We start from the raw sequence: 18,780 nt of genomic DNA, 5'->3' as shown, positions 1-18,780 counted from the left end.
ACGCAAATCGAATAGTATTGTCAATCTGTACCGGCTGAATAGTTAAACAAAGACTACTTGCCGCTATCGTGTGCGTCAAGATGCGCAACATATAGCAAGGTAGTTAGATATTGTTGATACGCACCTCAAACCGATTCATCACATGCTTTTTTCAGGACAATAAAATGAAATCATTCCGCTCAGTGATCGCCCTGCTCGCGCTATCCATGCTCGCAACTGCCTGTGCACAATTCAAATCGGACAAGACCGTGCCGCTTTCCGGCCGCGTCAGTGGCAGCGTTATCTATAAAGAGCGTATTGCCTTGCCACCCGATGCAAAAATCGTTGTGACGCTGGAAGATGTCAGCTTTGCCGATAAGAGCAGCACATTTATTGCACAACAAACCCTGCGTCCAACCGGACAAGTGCCAATTCCTTTTGATTTACGCTATATCCCGTCGGCCATCGATCTGCGTCATCGCTATGCCGTGCGCGCTGTCATTCTGGATAATCAGGATGCATTAATGTGGACATCGACAGAATCCTATCCCGTCTTGTTCAACGAGCCGGAAAAACCATTCACCATCATGCTGCAACGCGTAGCAGAGACGGTTACACCAAAGAGCAATGCCGTTGCCGCATTCAAATGTGATGACCTTGAATTTATTGCCAAATTCCCGAATACGGACAAGGTAGAAATCCTGCTGGCAGGACGCACATTGACGCTGCCGCATGTAATCTCCGGCTCCGGTGCGCGTTACTCCGATGGCTCGACTACGTTCTGGGGTAAAGGCAATGAAGCTTTGTTTGAAATGAATGGCATCAGCTACAAAGGTTGCAAAACCGATCCACTGCAACAAGCTCCGCAAGGCAAGTAAGCAAACTATCCGATCAAACGCGTTGCCAGACCAAGAGTCGATTATTGGCTGGCATCGCGTGATCGGCATGCAACACCAAACCCTGCTCTTTTGCCAGCGAGATCATCGCTTCGCTATCCCTGATACCCATGTGCGGTGCCTGCGCACGCAGACTGGCATCGAATTGCGCATTGCCTGAACTGGTGAATAGTCCACCGTAATTGAACGGACCGTAGACGCACATTTTTCCGCCTGACTTCAATCTTTGCGCCGCACCGACGAACATCGCTTCAACCTGATGCCAGGCCATGATGTGGCAAGTGTTGGCCGTGAAGACTGCATCGAATAACTCTGCCGGCCATTCCGGTTTCTCCATATCCAAGACCAAAGGCGACAGCACATTCGGCAACTGCGCTTCCTGCATCCACGCATTGATACTCGGATGATTCTGCGCCAGATCACTGGTTTGCCATATCAAATGCGGCAGATGTGCAGCGAAGAAAACCGCGTGTTGCCCGGTGCCGCTACCGATTTCAAGTACGCGTGTGCAATCACTCAACTCCTCTCGCAAGACGGCAAGAATGGGATCGCGATTACGTTCGCTGGCGCTGGAAAATTGCTTGCTCATGATGAATGATTCTTGGATAGGTGACAGGCTGCATCATATTTCGATGCAATCAAGATACAGATAAGGATACGCTCCACAGGCCTGCGCGTTGCAAACAAAATCCACGTTTCTCGGCAGCACTCAAACGCTTCATCGCACATTCCGCTTTTGATGCGGTGGAACGATCCGGATACTCAACGATGGCCAGCAAGCGTCGCGGCGGATGTGAACGCGTGTAACGCGCACCCTTGCCTTTCGCATGTGCGGCATAACGTGCAGCGACATCGACCGCAATACCGGTATAGATACTACCGTTCTTGCATTCGAGTAGATAAAGAAACCATGTCATGGGTCGATAGTATAAAGAGCTTTCGCCTCGGGCTCTTCATCTATCCATTGCTAAAGTTTCGTTATACTGCAACGACATTCTCCCGGCTCTATACGCTATATGAAAACCATCAGCCATACACTGCGCTTATATGTGACCGTTTTGCTGATCTGTATGGCAAGCAGTTATGTATACGCCGCAGACCCTGTATTGGAACTGGCATTCAGCAATCAACATCAAAAGCTGGCGCGTGCCGACTTACTCAAACATCCCGCTTTACGCACCATCACCATTCCGGCCGATGTGTCCTATAAACGCCCCATGGAATATCGTGCACTGCCCTTGCTATCAATATTGCGAGATGTGAGTAAGGTAGAGATGGTGCAATTCAAGGCGGAGGATGGCTTTGTCGCCAATATCCCTGCACAACTATTAACAGGTGCAGCAGAACCTTGGCTAGCGATTGAACCGGTCAATGCGCCGTGGCCTACATTGAAGTCGGGTGGCCGCAGCGCCGGTCCTTTTTATCTGGTCTGGTTGAAACCGGAAAAAAGTGGCATCACGCAAGAGCAATGGCCGTATCAAATTGCCGAGATCAGTGAAGTCGCAGCACTGCAAACCCGTTACCCGCAAATCCTGCCGCACTCACCAGCCGACAGTGCAGAATACCGCGGCATGCACGTCTATACCGTGCATTGTGCCAGCTGCCATCAAATCAATGGCGGCGGCGATGCGACTGTCGGACCTGATTTGAATAAGCCATACAATCCAACTGAATATTTTCAGCCGACATTTTTAAGACAATACATACGGGATCCGGCAGCGGTACGAACATGGCCGCAGCTGACGATGCCGGGATTTTCCGACACCGTCATGAGTGATGCGCAATTGGATGATTTGATGGCGTATTTACGCCAGATGGCGCAGCAGAAATAATCTGCTGCGAAGGAAGAAGTTAGTTAGCGGATGCAACCTGTTCGTCTGTAAAGAAACGCGGCTGCATTTCTTCCAAACCCAGCGTCTGCAACACTTCCTGCAAACGTTCAGTCGGACGTTTGCGTGGCAAGTCCTTGTAGCTAGCGATGATCAGTTCATTTTTCATCGAATGTTCCCAACCGACGAGTTCAGTCACATTGACTTGATAACCGTGCGCTTCCAGTTGCAGGCAGCGTAATACATTGGTTACCTGGCTGCCGAACTCGCGTGTATGCAGCGGATGACGCCAGATTTCCGTCAAGGCACTCTTCGCCAGCGTCTTGCCTTTGTTCTTCTTCAAAACAGAAGCCACTTCAGCCTGGCAGCATGGCACCAGCACGATGAACTTGGCCTGCTTCTTCAATGCGAAATGAATCGCATCGTCAGTTGCGGTATTGCATGCGTGCAGTGCGGTGACGACATCGATTTTTTCCGGCAACAAATCCGATGTGATCGACTCTGCCACCGAGAGGTTCAGGAAGGACATGCCGGGAAAATCCAGCTTCTTCGCCAGCGCTTCCGATTTCTGCACCAGCTCGTCACGCGTTTCTATGCCGTAGATGCGCGATTGATCCTTGCGTTCCTTGAAGAACAAGTCGTACAAAATAAAGCCCAGATACGATTTTCCGGCGCCATGATCAGCCAGCGTGATGTCTGGGTGATCGTTCTGGATTTCCTGCAATAGCGGCTCAATGAATTGATAGAGGTGATAGACCTGCTTGAGCTTGCGACGACTATCCTGATTCAATTTCCCGTCGCGCGTCAGGATATGCAACTCCTTCAGCAACTCTATGGATTGACCGGGCCGTATTTCATGTGTGTTGCTCATCTTGCAAACTTCCGTGATCTTCAGTGTCGTCACTATAGGGATTTTGCCGATAACCGGCAAGCGCTGTGCCCATGCCAGCAATGGCATGTCCCTCGGACAAGTACGATATTCACCGTTTGAGGGCGGATAAAAGGACGGTTTGTCTAAATGCCATATCAAATGCTGCTAAGCTTGCAACACCGGACAGATTATCTCTATCATGCTGCCCCGACCGCGAGAAACCGACATGTCCATCTTGTCATGCCGTCTTTTCCATTTATTACCGTCTTTGCCTATATTGTGCTGAACAGATTCTATCCAAGCCAAGTATGGCAATTCACACTGTGCGCTCTGCTGCTGGCCTGTTGGCTACCGATGCAGGCACAAGCCGCTCCCAGCTACACCGTTTCCATTAACGGTGCGGGTGAGCTGAGCGCGCTGATTACCGACAATCTGGAACTCAGCCGCCGCCAGGCGACCGATGAGTTAAGCCTGGAAGAAGTACAACGTCTGGTCGATATTGCACCGAGCCAGATCCGTTCATTACTAGCAACGGCAGGTTACTTCTCGCCGACCATCACGCAAGAACTAGATCAACAATCGACACCATGGGTCGCGCGTTTCAACATCACCCTGGGTACGCCGACTGTGATTGAATCGGTGAACATTGTTTTCACCGGTGACATCCTGCAAAAAAATCAGCAACGAATGGATAGACTGCGCCGCCAGTGGAGCTTGAAGGTCGGCGATGTCTTTAAACAAAGCGAATGGAATGACGCAAAGAACGGCTTGCTCAAGGCTTTATTGATCAGAGATTACCCAGCCGCCGCCATCACAGAAAGCGAAGCGCGCATAGAACCATCGACCAATAGCGCTGCGCTCAGTGTGGCAATCGATTCCGGTCCAGCCTTCACATTCGGTGAATTAACGATCGAGGGCTTGCAGCGTTACTCCCGCGACATGGTCGTAAAACTCAATCCCATCAAGCCCGGTGATCCCTATTCGCAGGAAAAATTGAATGAGCTGCAAGCGCGTGTGCAAGATACCGGCTACTTCCGCTCTGCATTTGCCATCGTCGATATCAATCCAGAGAAGCCGCACAATGTACCGATCCGACTCGATCTGCATGAAAATGAGCGCAAGCGCTTGTCACTCGGTTTAGGATTTTCGACCGATTCCGGCCCGCGTGTGCAAGTGAAATGGCTGGATCGCAATTTCCTTGGTCGTGATTGGCGCTTTGAATCACAAATACGCGCTGATCGTAATACGCGCGTACTCGGTGCAGATCTCTATTTCCCTGAAATCCAGAACGGTTGGCGCCCTAGTGTGGGCACCCATTACGAGTATGAAGATAGCGCCGGTGTCATCAATGACAAAACCCTGACCAGCGCACGTCTGACCAGTCCGAACAAGAGAGATGAAAAAATCTGGGCCATCTCGGTCCTGACCGATAGACAGCGCATAGGCGATGAATTTACCAGCAACCGTCAGGCATTGATCGGTTCCTTCACTTACACGATGCGACGCGTCGACAACATGATTGCGCCAAGGCGAGGTTATTTTGCATCGATAGATCTGGGCGTCGGCCCCAGCGGCCTCATCAACAAGAAAAGTCTGGCACGCGTGGTTGGCCGCGCCACCTGGCTCTCCCCTTACTACGGGCGTTTTCAAGCCATATTGCGCGGCCAGGTCGGTCAGGTATTCGGCGCTGAGCGTGACACTGCACCATCCGATTTACTGTTCCGTACCGGCGGAGATCAAACAGTACGCGGCTATGCCTACAATACATTGGGCGTCTCGCAGGACGGCGCAATTGTCGGCGGTACCGTCACCGCTGTCGTCAGCGCAGAACTGGTTTATCGCGTGACGCAAGAATGGGGCGCTGCCGTCTTTACCGATGCAGGTAACGCTGCCGACACATGGCACGACTTCCGTTTAAAACAAGGCAGCGGCATAGGTGCGCGCTGGCGCAGCCCGATAGGTCCGGTCAATCTGGATTTGGCATACGGTCACGAAACCAAAGAACCGCGTCTTCACTTCTCTATCGGTTATGGCTTCTAACGATCAACAAACGCCCAAGGGCCTCAAACGCAAACGCTTGCTACGCGTATTGCTACCGCTCGTCCTCAGTATCTGCCTGATCGTATGCGCCGGTCTGATATGGATGTTCAATAGCGAACGCGGTGCACAATTCGCGCTCTCTACTGCCAGCGATCTGTCCAACGGTACCTTGCAAACAAAAGGTGTCAGCGGGCAGTTGAATGGCGCATTGCACGTCGATCAGCTCAGCATTCATCTTGAGAATCAAAAGATAGTTCTCGACGATGTTCAACTCAATAGCAAGTTGACGGAACTGTTATTTGGCAAATTGCACATCACCTCGCTGCAAATCGGCAAGCTCGGCATCGTCAGCAAAATCGATCAAACTCCAGAGCCTTCCACATTGCCGGAGAAAATCGCCTTACCGATACACTTGAAAATAGACAGAGTCAGGGTAAATAGTGGCGAAATTGCATGGGGACCTGTCGATGTCGTCAAGCTCGGTGCTTTCGCCTTCAATGTAAACTTCGATGGCATGCGCTACAGCCTGAGTCTGGATCAACTCACTGCAAGCTCGGATCTTGGCTCGACAGCTTTCAGCGGCGAGTTTAAAGGCGAGGCAACACTCTCAGCCATCAAACCGTATGCGCTGCAAGCTTCCATCGTCAGCGATAGTGAAGCCATGATCGATGATCACAACAACGTCAGTGCAAACGGTCGTATCGACTTGCGTGGTTCACTGGCCGAAATTGCAGCCTCCATCAACTTCCACATCAATCAGGCATCGATCAAAGGCAACGCCATGCTACGTCCTTTCTCTGATCAGATGCTGGGTGCTACGGATTTGTCAGCACAGGCGCTGGACCTCTCCGATCTGGCTGCAGAATTGCCGGAAACCGATCTCTCCATCCTGTTACATGCAGCAGAAAACGGCGATGGCAAACTGACGATCAACAATGCCTCCGCCGGTTTGTATAACGAAAACCGCATTCCATTAAGCAATCTGGTAGCCGAGTTCACACAAAAAGACAGCCAGTTCAATATTGATCATCTCGCAGCCAATCTCGGCAGTGTGCGCAAACCGGCCGGCAGCCTCAACGGCAAAGGGCGTTACGCCAATGGCGCGCTGGCACTTACGCTAACTACCGATGCACTTGATCTGCAAAAAATTGACCAACGCGTACGTGCCACCAAGCTAACCGGCAATCTTGAAGTACGACACGTCGAGGGCAAACAAACCATCGCTCTTGCATTGAGCGAGCCGCTCAAGAAAAACAAGCTGACACTGAACGTACATGCCATCGTTGCCGATGAAGAAGCCAATATCGATAAAATCGAATTGCGCGCCGGTGCCAGCGCCATCGATGCCTCTGCCCATATTGCATTGAGTGAAAAACAGCAATTCGATGCCAAGGGCACGATACGTAAATTCAATCTCAGTGATCTTGGCAACTTCCCGCAGTTACCGGCGCTAAGTCTGAATGGTAATTTCTCTGCAAAAGGTTTGCGTCAACCCACACTCGAAGCCGATGTCGCCTTCCGCATCCACGATAGCCAACTCGCAGGCCAACCATTAAGTGGTGAAGGCCAGGCGCAACTGCGTGCCGAAACGCTGATACTACCGAAATTATTATTGAATGCCGGTAGCAATCGCGTCAGCGCGCAAGGCAAGTTGGCCGGGAATGATGCACGCATCACCTTCGCCGTCGATGCACCAGCACTGGAACAACTCGGCTCCGGTTTTTCCGGTGCGATGCAAGTCAACGGCGAAGTACGCGGCAAGGTACAACAACCTCGCATCACCGCAGAATGGAAAGGCAGCAAACTGCGCATGCCGGGCAATGTCAGTCTCGCCGAGACGCAAGGCAAGGCTGACATCAGCATCAATCGCAACGCGGGATTGATCAGCAACGCCACCATCAATGCAACGGCACAAGGCATGAATCTGGCTGCGCAAAAAATCGCCAAACTGAGCATGCAAGCGCAATTCGCCATGCAAGCGAATGCGCCGGTCGCTATCAATGTACGTGCCGATGGCATCGATGGTACGCAACTACGTGCAGAAAATTTCACTCTCAATGTCAGCGGTACCACGGCGCAACATGTTCTGAATGCAGCTCTGGTCGAACGCGAGCAGAATTGGAAACTCAACGCCAGCGGCGGCGTAAAAGATTTGACGCGCAATCCAAGCTGGCAAGGCAGCATCAATAGTCTCGATGCCACAGGTCGCCTCACTGCCAAGTTAGCAGCACCTGCTGCCTTGCTCATTTCACAGAAGCAGGTACAACTGGATCAGTTCAAATTGAACGTCAACAATGCCGTCATTGCGATCGAACAGTTCATGCGTAACGATCGCAATATTGTTACCCGTGGCAAATTCGAACACGTGCAAGTCAGTGAGTTGCTGCGCTATCTGAATCCGGAACTTCCTCTCGCAGCCGACCTCACCTTAGGTGGCGACTGGGATTTCAAAATAGCGGATCGCCTCAACGGTAAATTCAATATGCGTCGTGAAAGTGGCGATGTCGTGATGCGTGGCAGCCGCTCGGCTGCACTCGGCCTGACAACACTGAACGCAAACGCCACGGCCGATAACGGCCGCATTACCGTCGCGCTGCTCACGGAAGGTAAGCAAACGGGTAACATCGCTGTTAACCTCAACACCACGATGGGTAGCGGCAGCTCGCGCTTCTCCATCGCACCGAATGCGCCGCTCGCCGGTAGTGCGCGCATCCATGCGCCGACTCTGGGATGGTTGGGCTCATTGATCTCGCCATCATTGATTACAGAAGGCAGCATAAAAGGCGACATCGCACTGGAAGGTACTTTCGGCAATCCGCGCCTGGCCGGAAAAATCGATGCTGATGGCTTGCGCCTGCTCTTTACCGATACCGGCGTCGACCTGAAGCAAGGTGTGTTGCGCAGCGAATTTCAAGGCAACAAGCTTTTTATCAATAGCCTCAGTTTTCAAAACGGTGGCAGTCTGACGATTGCCGGTCCGCTCAGCTTGATCCGTGAACAGCTGGATCTCGAACTGACCGTCAAGGCCTCCAAATACAAACTGATAGACAGATCAGATCGCCAAATCGTCATCAGCGGCGACAGCGTTCTCGGCTGGCATGAAGGACGTGCGAAAGCGAACGGCAAGTTTGAAATCAACTCCGGCCTCTTCGACGTCGGCTCGGTAGATGTTCCCGAACTATCAGACGATGTCGTGATCGTTGGCCAAAATGCCAAGCAAGGAACCAAGACCGCGGTTGCACTCGATCTGAGTATCAGCCTGGGTGACGGCATACGCTTGCGCGGTCGCGGCATCGATGGCTTGCTGGTTGGACAAATCAATCTGCTCGCCAATGCCGGTGAAACATTGCGTGCGCAAGGCACCTTGCGCATTGCATCCGGCACCTTCAAGGCGTACGGACGTGAGCTGAAGATAGAACAAGGTTTGTTGCGCTTCAGCGGCCCGCTGAACAATCCTGCGCTTGATATTCTCGCGATGCGTCGCGGACTGGAAGTGGAAGCTGGCGTCTCGGTACGCGGCACCGTACTCGCACCGCGCATTACGCTGGTATCTGAGCCAACTGTAGCGGATGCAGAAAAATTATCGTGGCTGGTATTGGGACGCGCATTATCCAGCGCCGGTGATAGCGATATCAGTGCGCTGCAAACTGCAGCCAGCTCGCTCCTTACGCAAGGCGCCGCAAGCGGTTTGCAATCACAAATCGCCACTGCATTCGGACTGGACGATTTCAGCATAGGCACCAGCGATAGCAGTCTGCAAGAACGCATCATCACACTAGGCAAAAAAATATCATCGCGTCTTTACGTCAGTTATCAACAAGGGCTGCAAAGTGCCAGCAGCGTCTTGCTATTGCGCTACACCTTGACACCACGCATCTCGGTTGAAGGTGAAGCTGGGACGCGCAGTGCACTCTCGATGTTCTACAACTTTGCATTCGACTAATGCGATTGATGCAAATCCGGCAAGTCAGCTAAGGCATGGCAGAACTGCATTGAAACTGATATAACAATGCTATTGCGCATGTTTTCGTGTTGAAACCGAAAGACATGCACGCAGGGAAGTATTTCACCCTGCCGCTCACGCTTACCAATAATCTGGAGAGATCGTATGTCAAGCAACGCTAACGCCGATGACAGTTCGCATGAGACCACACCTGAGCCGTTTATCATCAACGAGCCTGCACCGCATCGCATCGTCATAGTAGGCGGCGGCGCAGGCGGTTTGGAACTGGCAACTACGCTGGGCAACAAACTGGTAAAAAGCGGACGTGTCAGCGTCGTGCTGGTCGATCGCTCATCGACCCATATCTGGAAACCGCTACTGCATGAAGTTGCAGCCGGCAGCATGGATGCCAACTCGCATCAACTCGAATATGCCGCACAAGCACGCTGGCATCGCTTCGTCTTTCAACCAGGCGAGCTGAAAGGTCTGGATCGCGAGCGCAAAACAATTACTGTCGGCAATCTGATCGATGACGATGGCATCGAACTATTGCCGCAACGCGAAATCAAGTACGACACATTGATCCTGTCTATAGGCAGCATCACCAATTTCTTCAATGTGCCCGGCGCAGAAAAAAATGCGATCTCTATCGACAGCATGCATCAGGCAGAACATTTTCGCCGCCGCATGATCGGACTGTGCGTACGTGCAGATCAAGCGCAATCGAAACTCAACATCGCCATCATCGGTGGCGGTGCAACCGGTGTAGAACTCTCGGCAGAGTTGCGCAATACCGCCGAAGTATTAGGCGCATACGGCTTGCATAATCTCGATCCGCACCGCGACATACGCATCACCGTGATCGAAGCGGCACCGCGCATTTTGTCGGCATTGCCGGAACGCGTATCCGTCAAGACGACGGAATTGCTCAACAGACTGGATGTTGATGTACTCACCGATGCCAAGGTATCCGAAGTACAGGAACATGCAGTGTTGCTGGCGAGCGGCACACAGATACCAGCCGATCTGACCGTGTGGGCTGCGGGCATACGAGCCCCGCAAATTCTTAGCGAGCTGGGCTTGCCGGTTAATCGTCTTGGTCAGATCGTGGTCTCGCGCACCTTGCAGACCGAAATCGATCCAAACATTTTTGCCTTCGGCGATTGTGCTGCCTGTCCATGGCCGGAAAAAAACAGTACGATCCCGCCGCGTGCGCAATCAGCGCATCAGCAAGCCAGCTTCCTGTTCAATGCATTGAAGAAACGTTTAGACGGCCAAGAGCTGCCGCTGTTTGAATATCGCGATCTGGGCTCGCTTGTATCGCTAGGACGTTTTGATGCAGTCGGCAATCTGATGGGGCCGTTGATAGGTCGTGCGATGTTTATTGAGGGTGTGCTGGCACGCCTGCTTTATATCTCGCTCTACCGCATGCATTTGGTCGCGTTACACGGTGTGATACGTACTTGCGCCGATACGGTAGCCCATTGGTTACGACGCAAAACATCACCTCGTGTGAAATTGCACTAAACACATCACAATCCCCACAGTTGTAGCAAAAAAATAAATTGCTTTATAATCGCCGCTGCCTTGCAACATTAGGCAGCGGCGATTACTTCAAACAAAATGGTCGCAACTTTTTTCTGAAACTGCTGCTACACTTTCGGCAGTCAAATTTATAAAACGGTATCTCCGTTAAGAACAACTGTCTTATTCGCTGCTGCGCCGGGTGCTGCATTGCAAACATCGCGACACAGCAAATCGGATGACGCTTGCCACTGTGCAAGCCACCGCATCCAGCACAATCTGTGAATAACACTGATCGATCAAGCATTCGATCGCCATGCCGTACTGTGATTCAGTATTAACTAGGCGTCCTGCTTCAACAATGTGTGTCGTTTCATTTTTCTGAAACGCCCTCTTTTTAAATTGTCGGGAACTACATGACATCACATAGTTTTTTTCCGTCCATGCCGCATGCGCTGAATGTACTCACTGCCACTGGCTTAATTCTGATCGCTGGCATATTGGGCGCACACTTTCTCCGTCGCGTATTTCCGCAAATACCAGCGATCACCTGTTACGTCTTGACTGGCTTGCTGATCGGACCGTCTGCACTGAATCTGATCGACGTCTCGGTACTAAGTGAAATCAGTGTGCTGGTTGATCTCGCGCTTGGTCTGGTTTTGTTTGAGCTTGGTCGCCGTGTTGATTACAAATGGTTGCTGCGTGAAAGAGGCTTGCTCATCACCGGCGTCTTGCTGAGCCTGGTCACCTTCTTCGCCCTGTTCCTGTTGCTGACGCAATTCGGTATCAGCAAACTGGTTGCCAGCATGGTCGCTGCATTGGGTATGGCGACCTCGCCTGCCGTGATTCTGAATGTGGTGCGCGAAGTAAAAGCAGAAGGTCAGTTGACCGAACGCATGTTGAATATTGTCGTCATCGGCAACGCCCTCGCCTTCATCATCTTCTCGATGGGCCTGGCTGCCGTGCATGTGGAATATGAAGCTGGCTGGGAAAGTTATATCCTGCATCCCTTGTATCTGTTGTTAGGTTCAGCCGCGCTTGGCTGGATCATGAGTCGCCTGCTGGTATGGATAGGACAATGGCTGGGCCGTGATAGCCAGGCGCAGTTGATCCTCGTTCTGGCATTGATCGCCGGTACCGTCGGCATAGGCGTCATGCTCAATTTGTCAGCGTTGATTGCCTTGCTGGTATTCGGCATTGCCAGCCGCAGCTACGATGCGCGACATGCGATTGTTGAACCGGACTTGAGCCAATTCAGCGGTTTGTTCTATGTCGCACTGTTCGTGTTTGCTGGCGCCAAATTGGAACTGTCGCACTTGCTGACCTTGTGGCCAGCCGTTCTCGCATTCATCGCCTTGCGCCTGTTCATCGCGATGACGATGACAACAGCAATGGCGCGCATCAACGGCGTCACGCTGCGCAAAGGTGCCCTGCTCGGTTTGGGTCTGGTACCGCTCTCCGGTTTCAACATCATCATGGTGCAGCATGCAGTCGGTTTCTATCCGCAGTTCGGCTCGCAATTAGCCGCACTGGTGGTATCGATACTCGTCATCCTGGAACTCATAGGCCCCATCTGCACGCGCTATGCGCTGGTTGCATCGGGTGAAGCAAAGCAATAACAAGCAAGGGAACTCACATGCTGGAATTCAACAACTCGACACCGCTGACCATGGGTGTGGAACTGGAACTGCAAATCGTCAACCGACGTGATTACAATCTGACGCGTGGTTCCAGCGATCTGTTAGTCATCATTAACAAGACCGATCACGGTTACGACATCAAGCCGGAAATCACCGAGAGCATGATCGAGATCGCCACCTCTGTTCATACCGATCACAAGGAAATGTTGACCGAGCTGACCGCCATGCGCACCTTGCTGGTCAGCGCTGCTGAAAAACTCAATCTTGGTCTTGCCGGTGGTGGTGCTCATCCATTTCAGCATTGGGAAGATCAGCGCATTTATCCCTCCGATCGCTATCAGCTGGTCTCCGAGTTATACGGTTATCTGGCCAAACAGTTCACCGTGTATGGTCAGCACATCCATATCGGCTGCCCTAGCGGCGATTCGGCAATACGCCTGGCGCACATGCTGGCACGCTACATTCCACACTTCATCACGATGTCTGCATCGTCGCCATTCTATCAAGGTGTGGATACCTCATTCCAATCGTCGCGCCTGACCAGCATCAATGCATTTCCATTGAGCGGTTACATGCCTTTCGTCACCGACTGGGATAGCTTCAATGCCTATTTCGACAAGATGTCGAAGCTGGGAATTGTTGCCAGCATGAAGGATTTCTATTGGGACATTCGCCCTAAGCCGGAATACGGCACGGTCGAGATTCGCGTCTGCGATACACCGTTGGCGATAGAAACAGCGGTCGCGCTCGCTGGTTATGCACAAACTTTGAGCAAATATTTCTTCGCGCAGCAAGAACTGCAACCAGCGCAAGACACCTATCTGACTTATTCGTACAATCGTTTCCAGGCTTGCCGCTTCGGCTTGAACGGTACCTTGATCAAACCTATCTGCGGTACGCAGTTATCCATCAAGGACGATATCCTGCAAACGTTTGAGATGCTGCAGGACGTAGCGGAAGAATTGGGTACGACCGAAGCGATCGAATTATTGCGTCAGCGCATATTGTCAGCCCCATCCGATGCCGACTGGCTTCGTGCCTGCTACGAGAAAAGCGGCTCTCTCAGCGATGTTGTCCGCCAGCAAAGCGCTGTCTGGATGGCGCAATAAATATTCACCTCCTCTATACACATCAATTCCCCTCTCCCTCTTGTAAGCGCATTCCCACAGCAGAATCGGAAAACCACCGATTCTGCAATGTTAGTAATTACTTCACAATCGACTCTGTATAAAGCCGCACACTGTTTTAACAGAGGAGAAGTGAATGACGGACGGATTGAATGTATGTGACAACGTTGTCGGCTTGCCGACCCTGAGCACACACAGAATGACCGTGTTGCAAGCGCAAAATAGCGCACAGAATATTCCACTCAGCAAACTCGCACGCTGTGGCGATCTGTATGGCGCATCGGAACCGATGCAGAACTTATTCCAGATGATAGGCAAGGTTGCCCCAACCAATGCCAACGTCTTGATCGCCGGTGAAAGTGGTACCGGCAAGGAATTGGTGGCTCAAGCCATCCATCAACTCAGCAAGGAAGCAGCCCAACCATTTATCGCCTTGAATTGCAGCGCTGTGTCACCGCAATTAATCGAAGCAGAATTATTCGGCCATGAACGCGGCAGCTTTACCGGTGCGGTACGCATGCAAAAAGGCTGTTTCGAACGTGCCGATGGCGGTACGCTGTTTCTGGATGAAGTGACAGAAATGTCGTTGGACATGCAAGTCAAACTCTTGCGCGTGCTGGAAAGCAATCGCTTTTGCCGTATCGGTGCTGAAGAAGAAACCGAAGTCAAAGTGCGCGTCGTTGCTGCCACCAATCGCGATCCGATAGAAGCAATGAATAGCGGCATCCTGCGTAGCGATCTTTTCTATCGTCTCGCAGTCTTTCCACTCAACTTGCCACCTCTGCGCGAACGCGATGAAGACATCAGTCTGCTCGCCAGCCTCTTCCTTGGCCAGCTCAATGAGGAAGATGGCAACAACAAGATCTTCTCCAAAGCCTCATGGCGTCTGCTGAATGAATACACATGGCCAGGCAATGTCCGTGAATTGAAAAATGTCGTGCATCGCGCCTACATCATGGCCGAGCAAGAACTCGACATCTTGCCAGCGGTGAACCCTGTCAAAACCATGGTCAGTGACCAGGTCGGCGACTGCGTCACGGTTCAGCTCGGCAGCAAGCTGGCAGATGCCGAACAACGCCTGATTTACGCCACGCTGGGCCACTGTGGCGGCAATAAGACTTTGACCGCTGAGGTGTTAGGTGTGAGCCTGAAAACCCTTTACAATCGACTGAATGAATACCAAGCAAAGCTGTTCTTGGGTGATGTCATTCCACATACGCGACCCTATGGCATACAAAGTCGCAATCAGTGATCGGTTAGGCGTGTACTCACAATGATAAAAATTTTGGTAGTCGATGACCATGCAGTAGTACGAGCCGGAGTGCAGTACTTCATTGCCCAGGTTCCAGACATGACAATCGAAGGTGAAGCTGCCACTGCACAGGAAGCCATACGTTTAGTTCGTGCGCAGGATTGGGATATCGTTTTGCTCGATATCAATATGCCGGACAAAAGCGGTGTTGAAGTACTGAAGCAGATCAAGCGCGAGAAGCCGGAGTTACCTGTACTGATTTTGAGCATGCATCCGGAAAGTCGCTACGCAGTGCAGATACTGCGCAGCGGTGCCAGCGGATACGTACAGAAAGAAGCGCTGGCGGAAGAATTGGTCAATGCGATACAAACGATCTTGCGCGGCCATAAGTACATCAGCCATACAGTTGCAGAGTTACTGACGACAGAACTTGATACCAATGCAGAAAAACCTTTGCATGAGACTTTGTCGAAACGTGAGTACGAAATTTTCTACAAGTTGTGCCAAGGTCATGGAGTGACCAAGATAGCTGACGAACTTTGTCTGAGTGTGAAAACCGTCAGCACCTATCGCGCCCGTGTTTTGCAAAAGATGAATATGGAAAATAACGCCGGCATTATTTATTACGCAATCAAACAAAACCTGATCGACTAGACATCGCTACTGAATTTTATAAAAAGCGTGCAATGATTTTCCGAGACAGCAGTCAGAAATTTTTTATAGCGGTTGAAAAATGAACCAAGTGACGAATATTTTGACAGATACAGGTAGCCATCCACTGCGAGTCTTTTTAGTGGAGGACTCACTGGATGTGCGCGAACTGATGATAGAGAATCTGGCAATGATTCCGGGTGTCGTCGTAGCTGGCGTATCTGAATCAGAAGGCGATGCACTCAGTCAGTTGAATGCGCTTCCCTACGATGTACTGATCGTTGATATTCAGCTTAAAAAAGGCAATGGCATCAATCTATTGCGCCAAATATCGGAAAGAACCAAGGTGCCGAACACCTTGAAGATCATCTGCAGCAACAATGCCACCGAAGTGTTCCGTCGCGTCGGACGGCAATACGGCGTTAATCACTTCTTCGACAAGACGTCCGAGTTTCCACAGTTATTTGAATTGCTGAAAAGCCTGAGTTGCGCCAATCTGGAATATAACGCGCGCGCCTGATTCTCCATCCAACTTCTGCATCAATTAATTGACCTGCTTGATATTTTCAGGCTCATCGGTCAATTCAGTCGTGCCATCAGTTTCCGCCATATTCGCTGCGGTTTTAGGAATCGTGATCATAATCGTCGTGCCATGCCCCAGCGCTCCTGTGCCGACCCGTACTGAGCCACCCAGATAACCTGCCCGCTCGCGCATGCCGCGCAAACCGTGCGTGACCACATCTGTCGGCTGTCCTTGCGGAATACCGATACCGTTATCGCGTACCGTGAGCACGATTTCATCGTCGGTATCGTCCAGTATCACGTCCACATGCGTGGCCTGTGCATGCTTGGCGATGTTATTCAATGCCTCCTGCACCATACGGAACAAGGCGATATCCACGCGCGGTGCGTACACCAACTGATCATCCGGCAAGCTCGCATTACAGACCACACCCGAGTATTTTTCAAACTCAGCAGCCTGCTCAGCGATCGCAATCTTGACGCCGAACACATCCAGCTTGTCCGGGCGCAAGCCATTCTGAATCCGGCGTGTTGCATCGGTAATCGAACTCAACAAAGCCTTGATCTTGAGCGAACGTTCAGTAAATTTAGGCTCTGGCGGCATTTGCTGAAAGAGTAAAGACAAATGCATATTCAACGCTGTCAGAGCAGAGCCCAGATCGTCATGTAATTCACGCGCGATTGCGTGCTTCTCTTCTTCTCGCGTCGTTTCCAGATGGCCGATCAGTTCGCTGACCTCAAAGGTACGTGCAGCAACCAGTGCTTCCAGTTGCGTTTCATGCGCCTTCAAGGAATCTTCCATGCGCTTGCGCTCGGTGATATCGGTGCTGATACCGACCAAACCCATGATCTCACCGTTGGCATTCAACCAGGGAGCCTTGGTCGAATGCAGTGTACGTATCCCGTACGGGAAGCGAATCGTACTTTCGAACACTCGGGGCTGGCCACTCTCCATCACGCTTTGATCTTCCTGATTGATCAATTCGGCATCGGCTTTCTTCGGATAAAGATCGACGCTACGGAAGCCGATTACCTGATCGTGATCCTTGGCAAGCAAACGTAATTTGGCAGGATTCGCAAACACCATGCGTCCGGCACTATCCTTGACGAAGATCGCATCCGGCGTATTGTCACTCACCGCGCGCAGCAAAGCATTACTTTCAGCCAGCGCGGCCTCGCCCTGTTGCCGACCTTCATATTCGCGATTCAACAAAGCTGCCGTACGGCAGAACATGATGAACAATAAGGAGCTACTCAGCAGGATCAATAAAGGTGATGCCTTGTCCGCGTCATACAAACGATTCTGCACACCCCATTTAATCGCAAAGTCGAGTATCACCAGCAGGAGCAAGCTGTTCGGCAATAAGCGTCGCAACAGCGGTCCGCCAGGCGAGGTACTGTTCCACAAACTCATCAACCGATGATGCGGACGCGCTGACAATATACCTAGCGCAAGTATGAAGAAAACAATCGAGATGAATGGGGTGACCGTATGCGCTGCATTCAGCTCATCAACCGACATCACGTTATAGAGGTGGCCGATTAAAGGTATCCCCATGACACCGGCCAGGATGAAGGCACCGTACTCGGATGGATAATGATCACGTGCAGTACGATAGTCCAGCAGTAACAGGCTCAAACCTGCCAGCGTAAAACCAAGCGCAGGCAGCGGCGCCATCTTCACAAAATAAGCTTTATATGTGCCCTCTGCCAAACGAGGAAACAGGTGATCAATACCGACCTGCAAACCGAATGAATACTGTGCCAGCGTCGACAAACCCAACAAGGCCACGCAAAGTGCCAGTACGGATGCCAGCACCGCAACGACTGTCTTTGCCCTGCCATCTAATATATGGAATGAACGTAATAACAGTGCCAACCCGGCCAGCACAAAAGCGACGGCTGTATTCGCCTGAATCGGCACAATATCGGAGAGACGATAATGCAGTACCCAGAGATCCTGCTGCACATTTGTCATGGCCAGTGCCCCTACTGCCATCATCAACAATGAAGACAGGAAAGGTGCGGACAAGGTGCGACATCCCAAAGATCGGAACATGAAGTACTCCATTACAAATGAGATGATGGCTATCGAAATCGATTCATGTTCCCGATAGGCTCTTTCCACCAAATTGGGAACATGCTACTTAGCGATCTTTCTCCGCTTTTTGTTCAGACCGGTTTTCCGTTGACGTAGTACTCATGGGCAACGTCACGTAATCCTGCTGAATGTTTTATTTTTGCTTTAAACCAGCATAGCAGCATCCACTACGACTGCAAACCAGCGCTTATCTTCCGCAGTATCAGCACCTTACGGCCCTCATGTACGGCAGCAGAAAAGATAGTCTGTTCAGATGCACACTGAATGAAATGGTTCCAGACCAGGAACACATTGCCAGTAGACATCTCCCCCTGAAAACATCCATACGCTTTTCAACACAGCGCTGAAATCGGCAGCCTTGTATTGCTGACTCCATTTCCATTACGCAATAAAACTCTTCTTTTC

Annotated in this window: 14 protein-coding genes; 10 read left to right on the top strand and 4 right to left on the bottom strand. The window is 51.4% G+C overall.

The features are described 5' to 3' along the window. The first annotated feature begins 164 nt into the window (after positions 1-164). On the top strand, positions 165-857 hold the full coding sequence (locus AC07N2_RS08995) for a YbaY family lipoprotein (RefSeq protein ID WP_494777924.1): 693 nt from the start codon (positions 165-167) through the stop codon (positions 855-857). Positions 858-870: 13 nt separating this feature from the next. Here AC07N2_RS08995 and AC07N2_RS08990 read toward each other — a convergent pair whose 3' ends face one another. Both AC07N2_RS08990 and AC07N2_RS08985 read right to left on the bottom strand, forming a co-directional pair. Further along, on the bottom strand, positions 871-1,464 hold the full coding sequence (locus AC07N2_RS08990; protein WP_494777923.1) for a DUF938 domain-containing protein: 594 nt from the start codon (positions 1,462-1,464) through the stop codon (positions 871-873). A 49-nt stretch (positions 1,465-1,513) separates the two neighbouring features. Beyond that, positions 1,514-1,792 carry a GIY-YIG nuclease family protein gene (locus tag AC07N2_RS08985; RefSeq protein WP_494777922.1) on the bottom strand — a complete coding sequence of 93 codons (279 nt, stop codon included), beginning with the start codon at positions 1,790-1,792 and terminating at the stop codon, positions 1,514-1,516. Positions 1,793-1,891: 99 nt separating this feature from the next. Between AC07N2_RS08985 and AC07N2_RS08980 the strand changes: the two genes are divergently transcribed. After that, positions 1,892-2,707, top strand: coding sequence for a c-type cytochrome (locus AC07N2_RS08980; protein ID WP_494777921.1), 816 nt, complete (start codon positions 1,892-1,894; stop codon positions 2,705-2,707). Between the two features lie 19 nt (positions 2,708-2,726). Here AC07N2_RS08980 and AC07N2_RS08975 read toward each other — a convergent pair whose 3' ends face one another. Then, positions 2,727-3,575 carry a class I SAM-dependent methyltransferase gene (locus AC07N2_RS08975; protein WP_494778137.1) on the bottom strand — a complete coding sequence of 283 codons (849 nt, stop codon included), beginning with the start codon at positions 3,573-3,575 and terminating at the stop codon, positions 2,727-2,729. Between the two features lie 240 nt (positions 3,576-3,815). Here AC07N2_RS08975 and AC07N2_RS08970 point away from each other — a divergent pair, with 240 nt between their 5' ends. From AC07N2_RS08970 to AC07N2_RS08935, 8 genes are all read left to right on the top strand, one after another. Beyond that, positions 3,816-5,615: an autotransporter assembly complex protein TamA gene (locus tag AC07N2_RS08970; RefSeq protein ID WP_494777920.1), complete on the top strand. Its 1,800-nt coding sequence runs from the start codon at positions 3,816-3,818 to the stop codon at positions 5,613-5,615. Continuing rightward, positions 5,605-9,558, top strand: coding sequence for a translocation/assembly module TamB domain-containing protein (locus AC07N2_RS08965; protein ID WP_494777919.1), 3,954 nt, complete (start codon positions 5,605-5,607; stop codon positions 9,556-9,558). The genes AC07N2_RS08970 and AC07N2_RS08965 overlap by 11 nt, the downstream gene beginning before the upstream one ends. Positions 9,559-9,723: 165 nt before the next feature. Beyond that, complete coding sequence (locus AC07N2_RS08960; RefSeq protein ID WP_494777918.1) at positions 9,724-11,085, top strand: NAD(P)/FAD-dependent oxidoreductase; 1,362 nt, start codon at positions 9,724-9,726, stop codon at positions 11,083-11,085. 413 nt (positions 11,086-11,498) lie between these two features. Then, complete coding sequence (locus AC07N2_RS08955) at positions 11,499-12,701, top strand: cation:proton antiporter (RefSeq protein ID WP_494777917.1); 1,203 nt, start codon at positions 11,499-11,501, stop codon at positions 12,699-12,701. Between the two features lie 17 nt (positions 12,702-12,718). Next, positions 12,719-13,831: a YbdK family carboxylate-amine ligase gene (locus tag AC07N2_RS08950; RefSeq protein WP_494777916.1), complete on the top strand. Its 1,113-nt coding sequence runs from the start codon at positions 12,719-12,721 to the stop codon at positions 13,829-13,831. 154 nt (positions 13,832-13,985) lie between these two features. After that, entirely contained in the window at positions 13,986-15,101 is a 1,116-nt protein-coding gene (locus tag AC07N2_RS08945; protein WP_494777915.1) for a sigma-54 interaction domain-containing protein, read from the top strand. Between the two features lie 21 nt (positions 15,102-15,122). Continuing rightward, positions 15,123-15,755, top strand: a complete 633-nt coding sequence (locus tag AC07N2_RS08940; RefSeq protein ID WP_076593605.1) for a response regulator — start codon at positions 15,123-15,125, stop codon at positions 15,753-15,755. 79 nt (positions 15,756-15,834) lie between these two features. Continuing rightward, positions 15,835-16,272, top strand: a complete 438-nt coding sequence (locus tag AC07N2_RS08935) for a response regulator (RefSeq protein WP_494777914.1) — start codon at positions 15,835-15,837, stop codon at positions 16,270-16,272. A gap of 24 nt (positions 16,273-16,296) precedes the next feature. On the opposite strand, the gene AC07N2_RS08930 is transcribed toward AC07N2_RS08935, so the two are convergent. After that, on the bottom strand, positions 16,297-18,333 hold the full coding sequence (locus tag AC07N2_RS08930; protein WP_494777913.1) for a PAS domain-containing sensor histidine kinase: 2,037 nt from the start codon (positions 18,331-18,333) through the stop codon (positions 16,297-16,299). Positions 18,334-18,780 lie beyond the last annotated feature (447 nt).

The sequence above is a fragment of the Herminiimonas sp. GW821-FHT09C12 genome (assembly GCF_059416385.1).
This window is presented reverse-complemented; position numbering and strand designations above follow the sequence as displayed.

Excerpts from the sequence above, each read along its gene's own strand:
- AC07N2_RS08985 (WP_494777922.1), bottom strand. The coding sequence starts at position 1,792 with ATGACATGGTTTCTTTATCTACTCGAATGCAAGAACGGTAGTATCTAT.
- AC07N2_RS08970 (WP_494777920.1), top strand. The coding sequence starts at position 3,816 with ATGCCGTCTTTTCCATTTATTACCGTCTTTGCCTATATTGTGCTGAAC.
- AC07N2_RS08950 (WP_494777916.1), top strand. The coding sequence starts at position 12,719 with ATGCTGGAATTCAACAACTCGACACCGCTGACCATGGGTGTGGAACTG.
- AC07N2_RS08940 (WP_076593605.1), top strand. The coding sequence starts at position 15,123 with ATGATAAAAATTTTGGTAGTCGATGACCATGCAGTAGTACGAGCCGGA.
- AC07N2_RS08980 (WP_494777921.1), top strand. The coding sequence starts at position 1,892 with ATGAAAACCATCAGCCATACACTGCGCTTATATGTGACCGTTTTGCTG.
- AC07N2_RS08955 (WP_494777917.1), top strand. The coding sequence starts at position 11,499 with ATGACATCACATAGTTTTTTTCCGTCCATGCCGCATGCGCTGAATGTA.
- AC07N2_RS08935 (WP_494777914.1), top strand. The coding sequence starts at position 15,835 with ATGAACCAAGTGACGAATATTTTGACAGATACAGGTAGCCATCCACTG.
- AC07N2_RS08965 (WP_494777919.1), top strand. The coding sequence starts at position 5,605 with ATGGCTTCTAACGATCAACAAACGCCCAAGGGCCTCAAACGCAAACGC.
- AC07N2_RS08990 (WP_494777923.1), bottom strand. The coding sequence starts at position 1,464 with ATGAGCAAGCAATTTTCCAGCGCCAGCGAACGTAATCGCGATCCCATT.
- AC07N2_RS08945 (WP_494777915.1), top strand. The coding sequence starts at position 13,986 with ATGACGGACGGATTGAATGTATGTGACAACGTTGTCGGCTTGCCGACC.
- AC07N2_RS08930 (WP_494777913.1), bottom strand. The coding sequence starts at position 18,333 with ATGTTCCGATCTTTGGGATGTCGCACCTTGTCCGCACCTTTCCTGTCT.
- AC07N2_RS08995 (WP_494777924.1), top strand. The coding sequence starts at position 165 with ATGAAATCATTCCGCTCAGTGATCGCCCTGCTCGCGCTATCCATGCTC.
- AC07N2_RS08960 (WP_494777918.1), top strand. The coding sequence starts at position 9,724 with ATGTCAAGCAACGCTAACGCCGATGACAGTTCGCATGAGACCACACCT.
- AC07N2_RS08975 (WP_494778137.1), bottom strand. The coding sequence starts at position 3,575 with ATGAGCAACACACATGAAATACGGCCCGGTCAATCCATAGAGTTGCTG.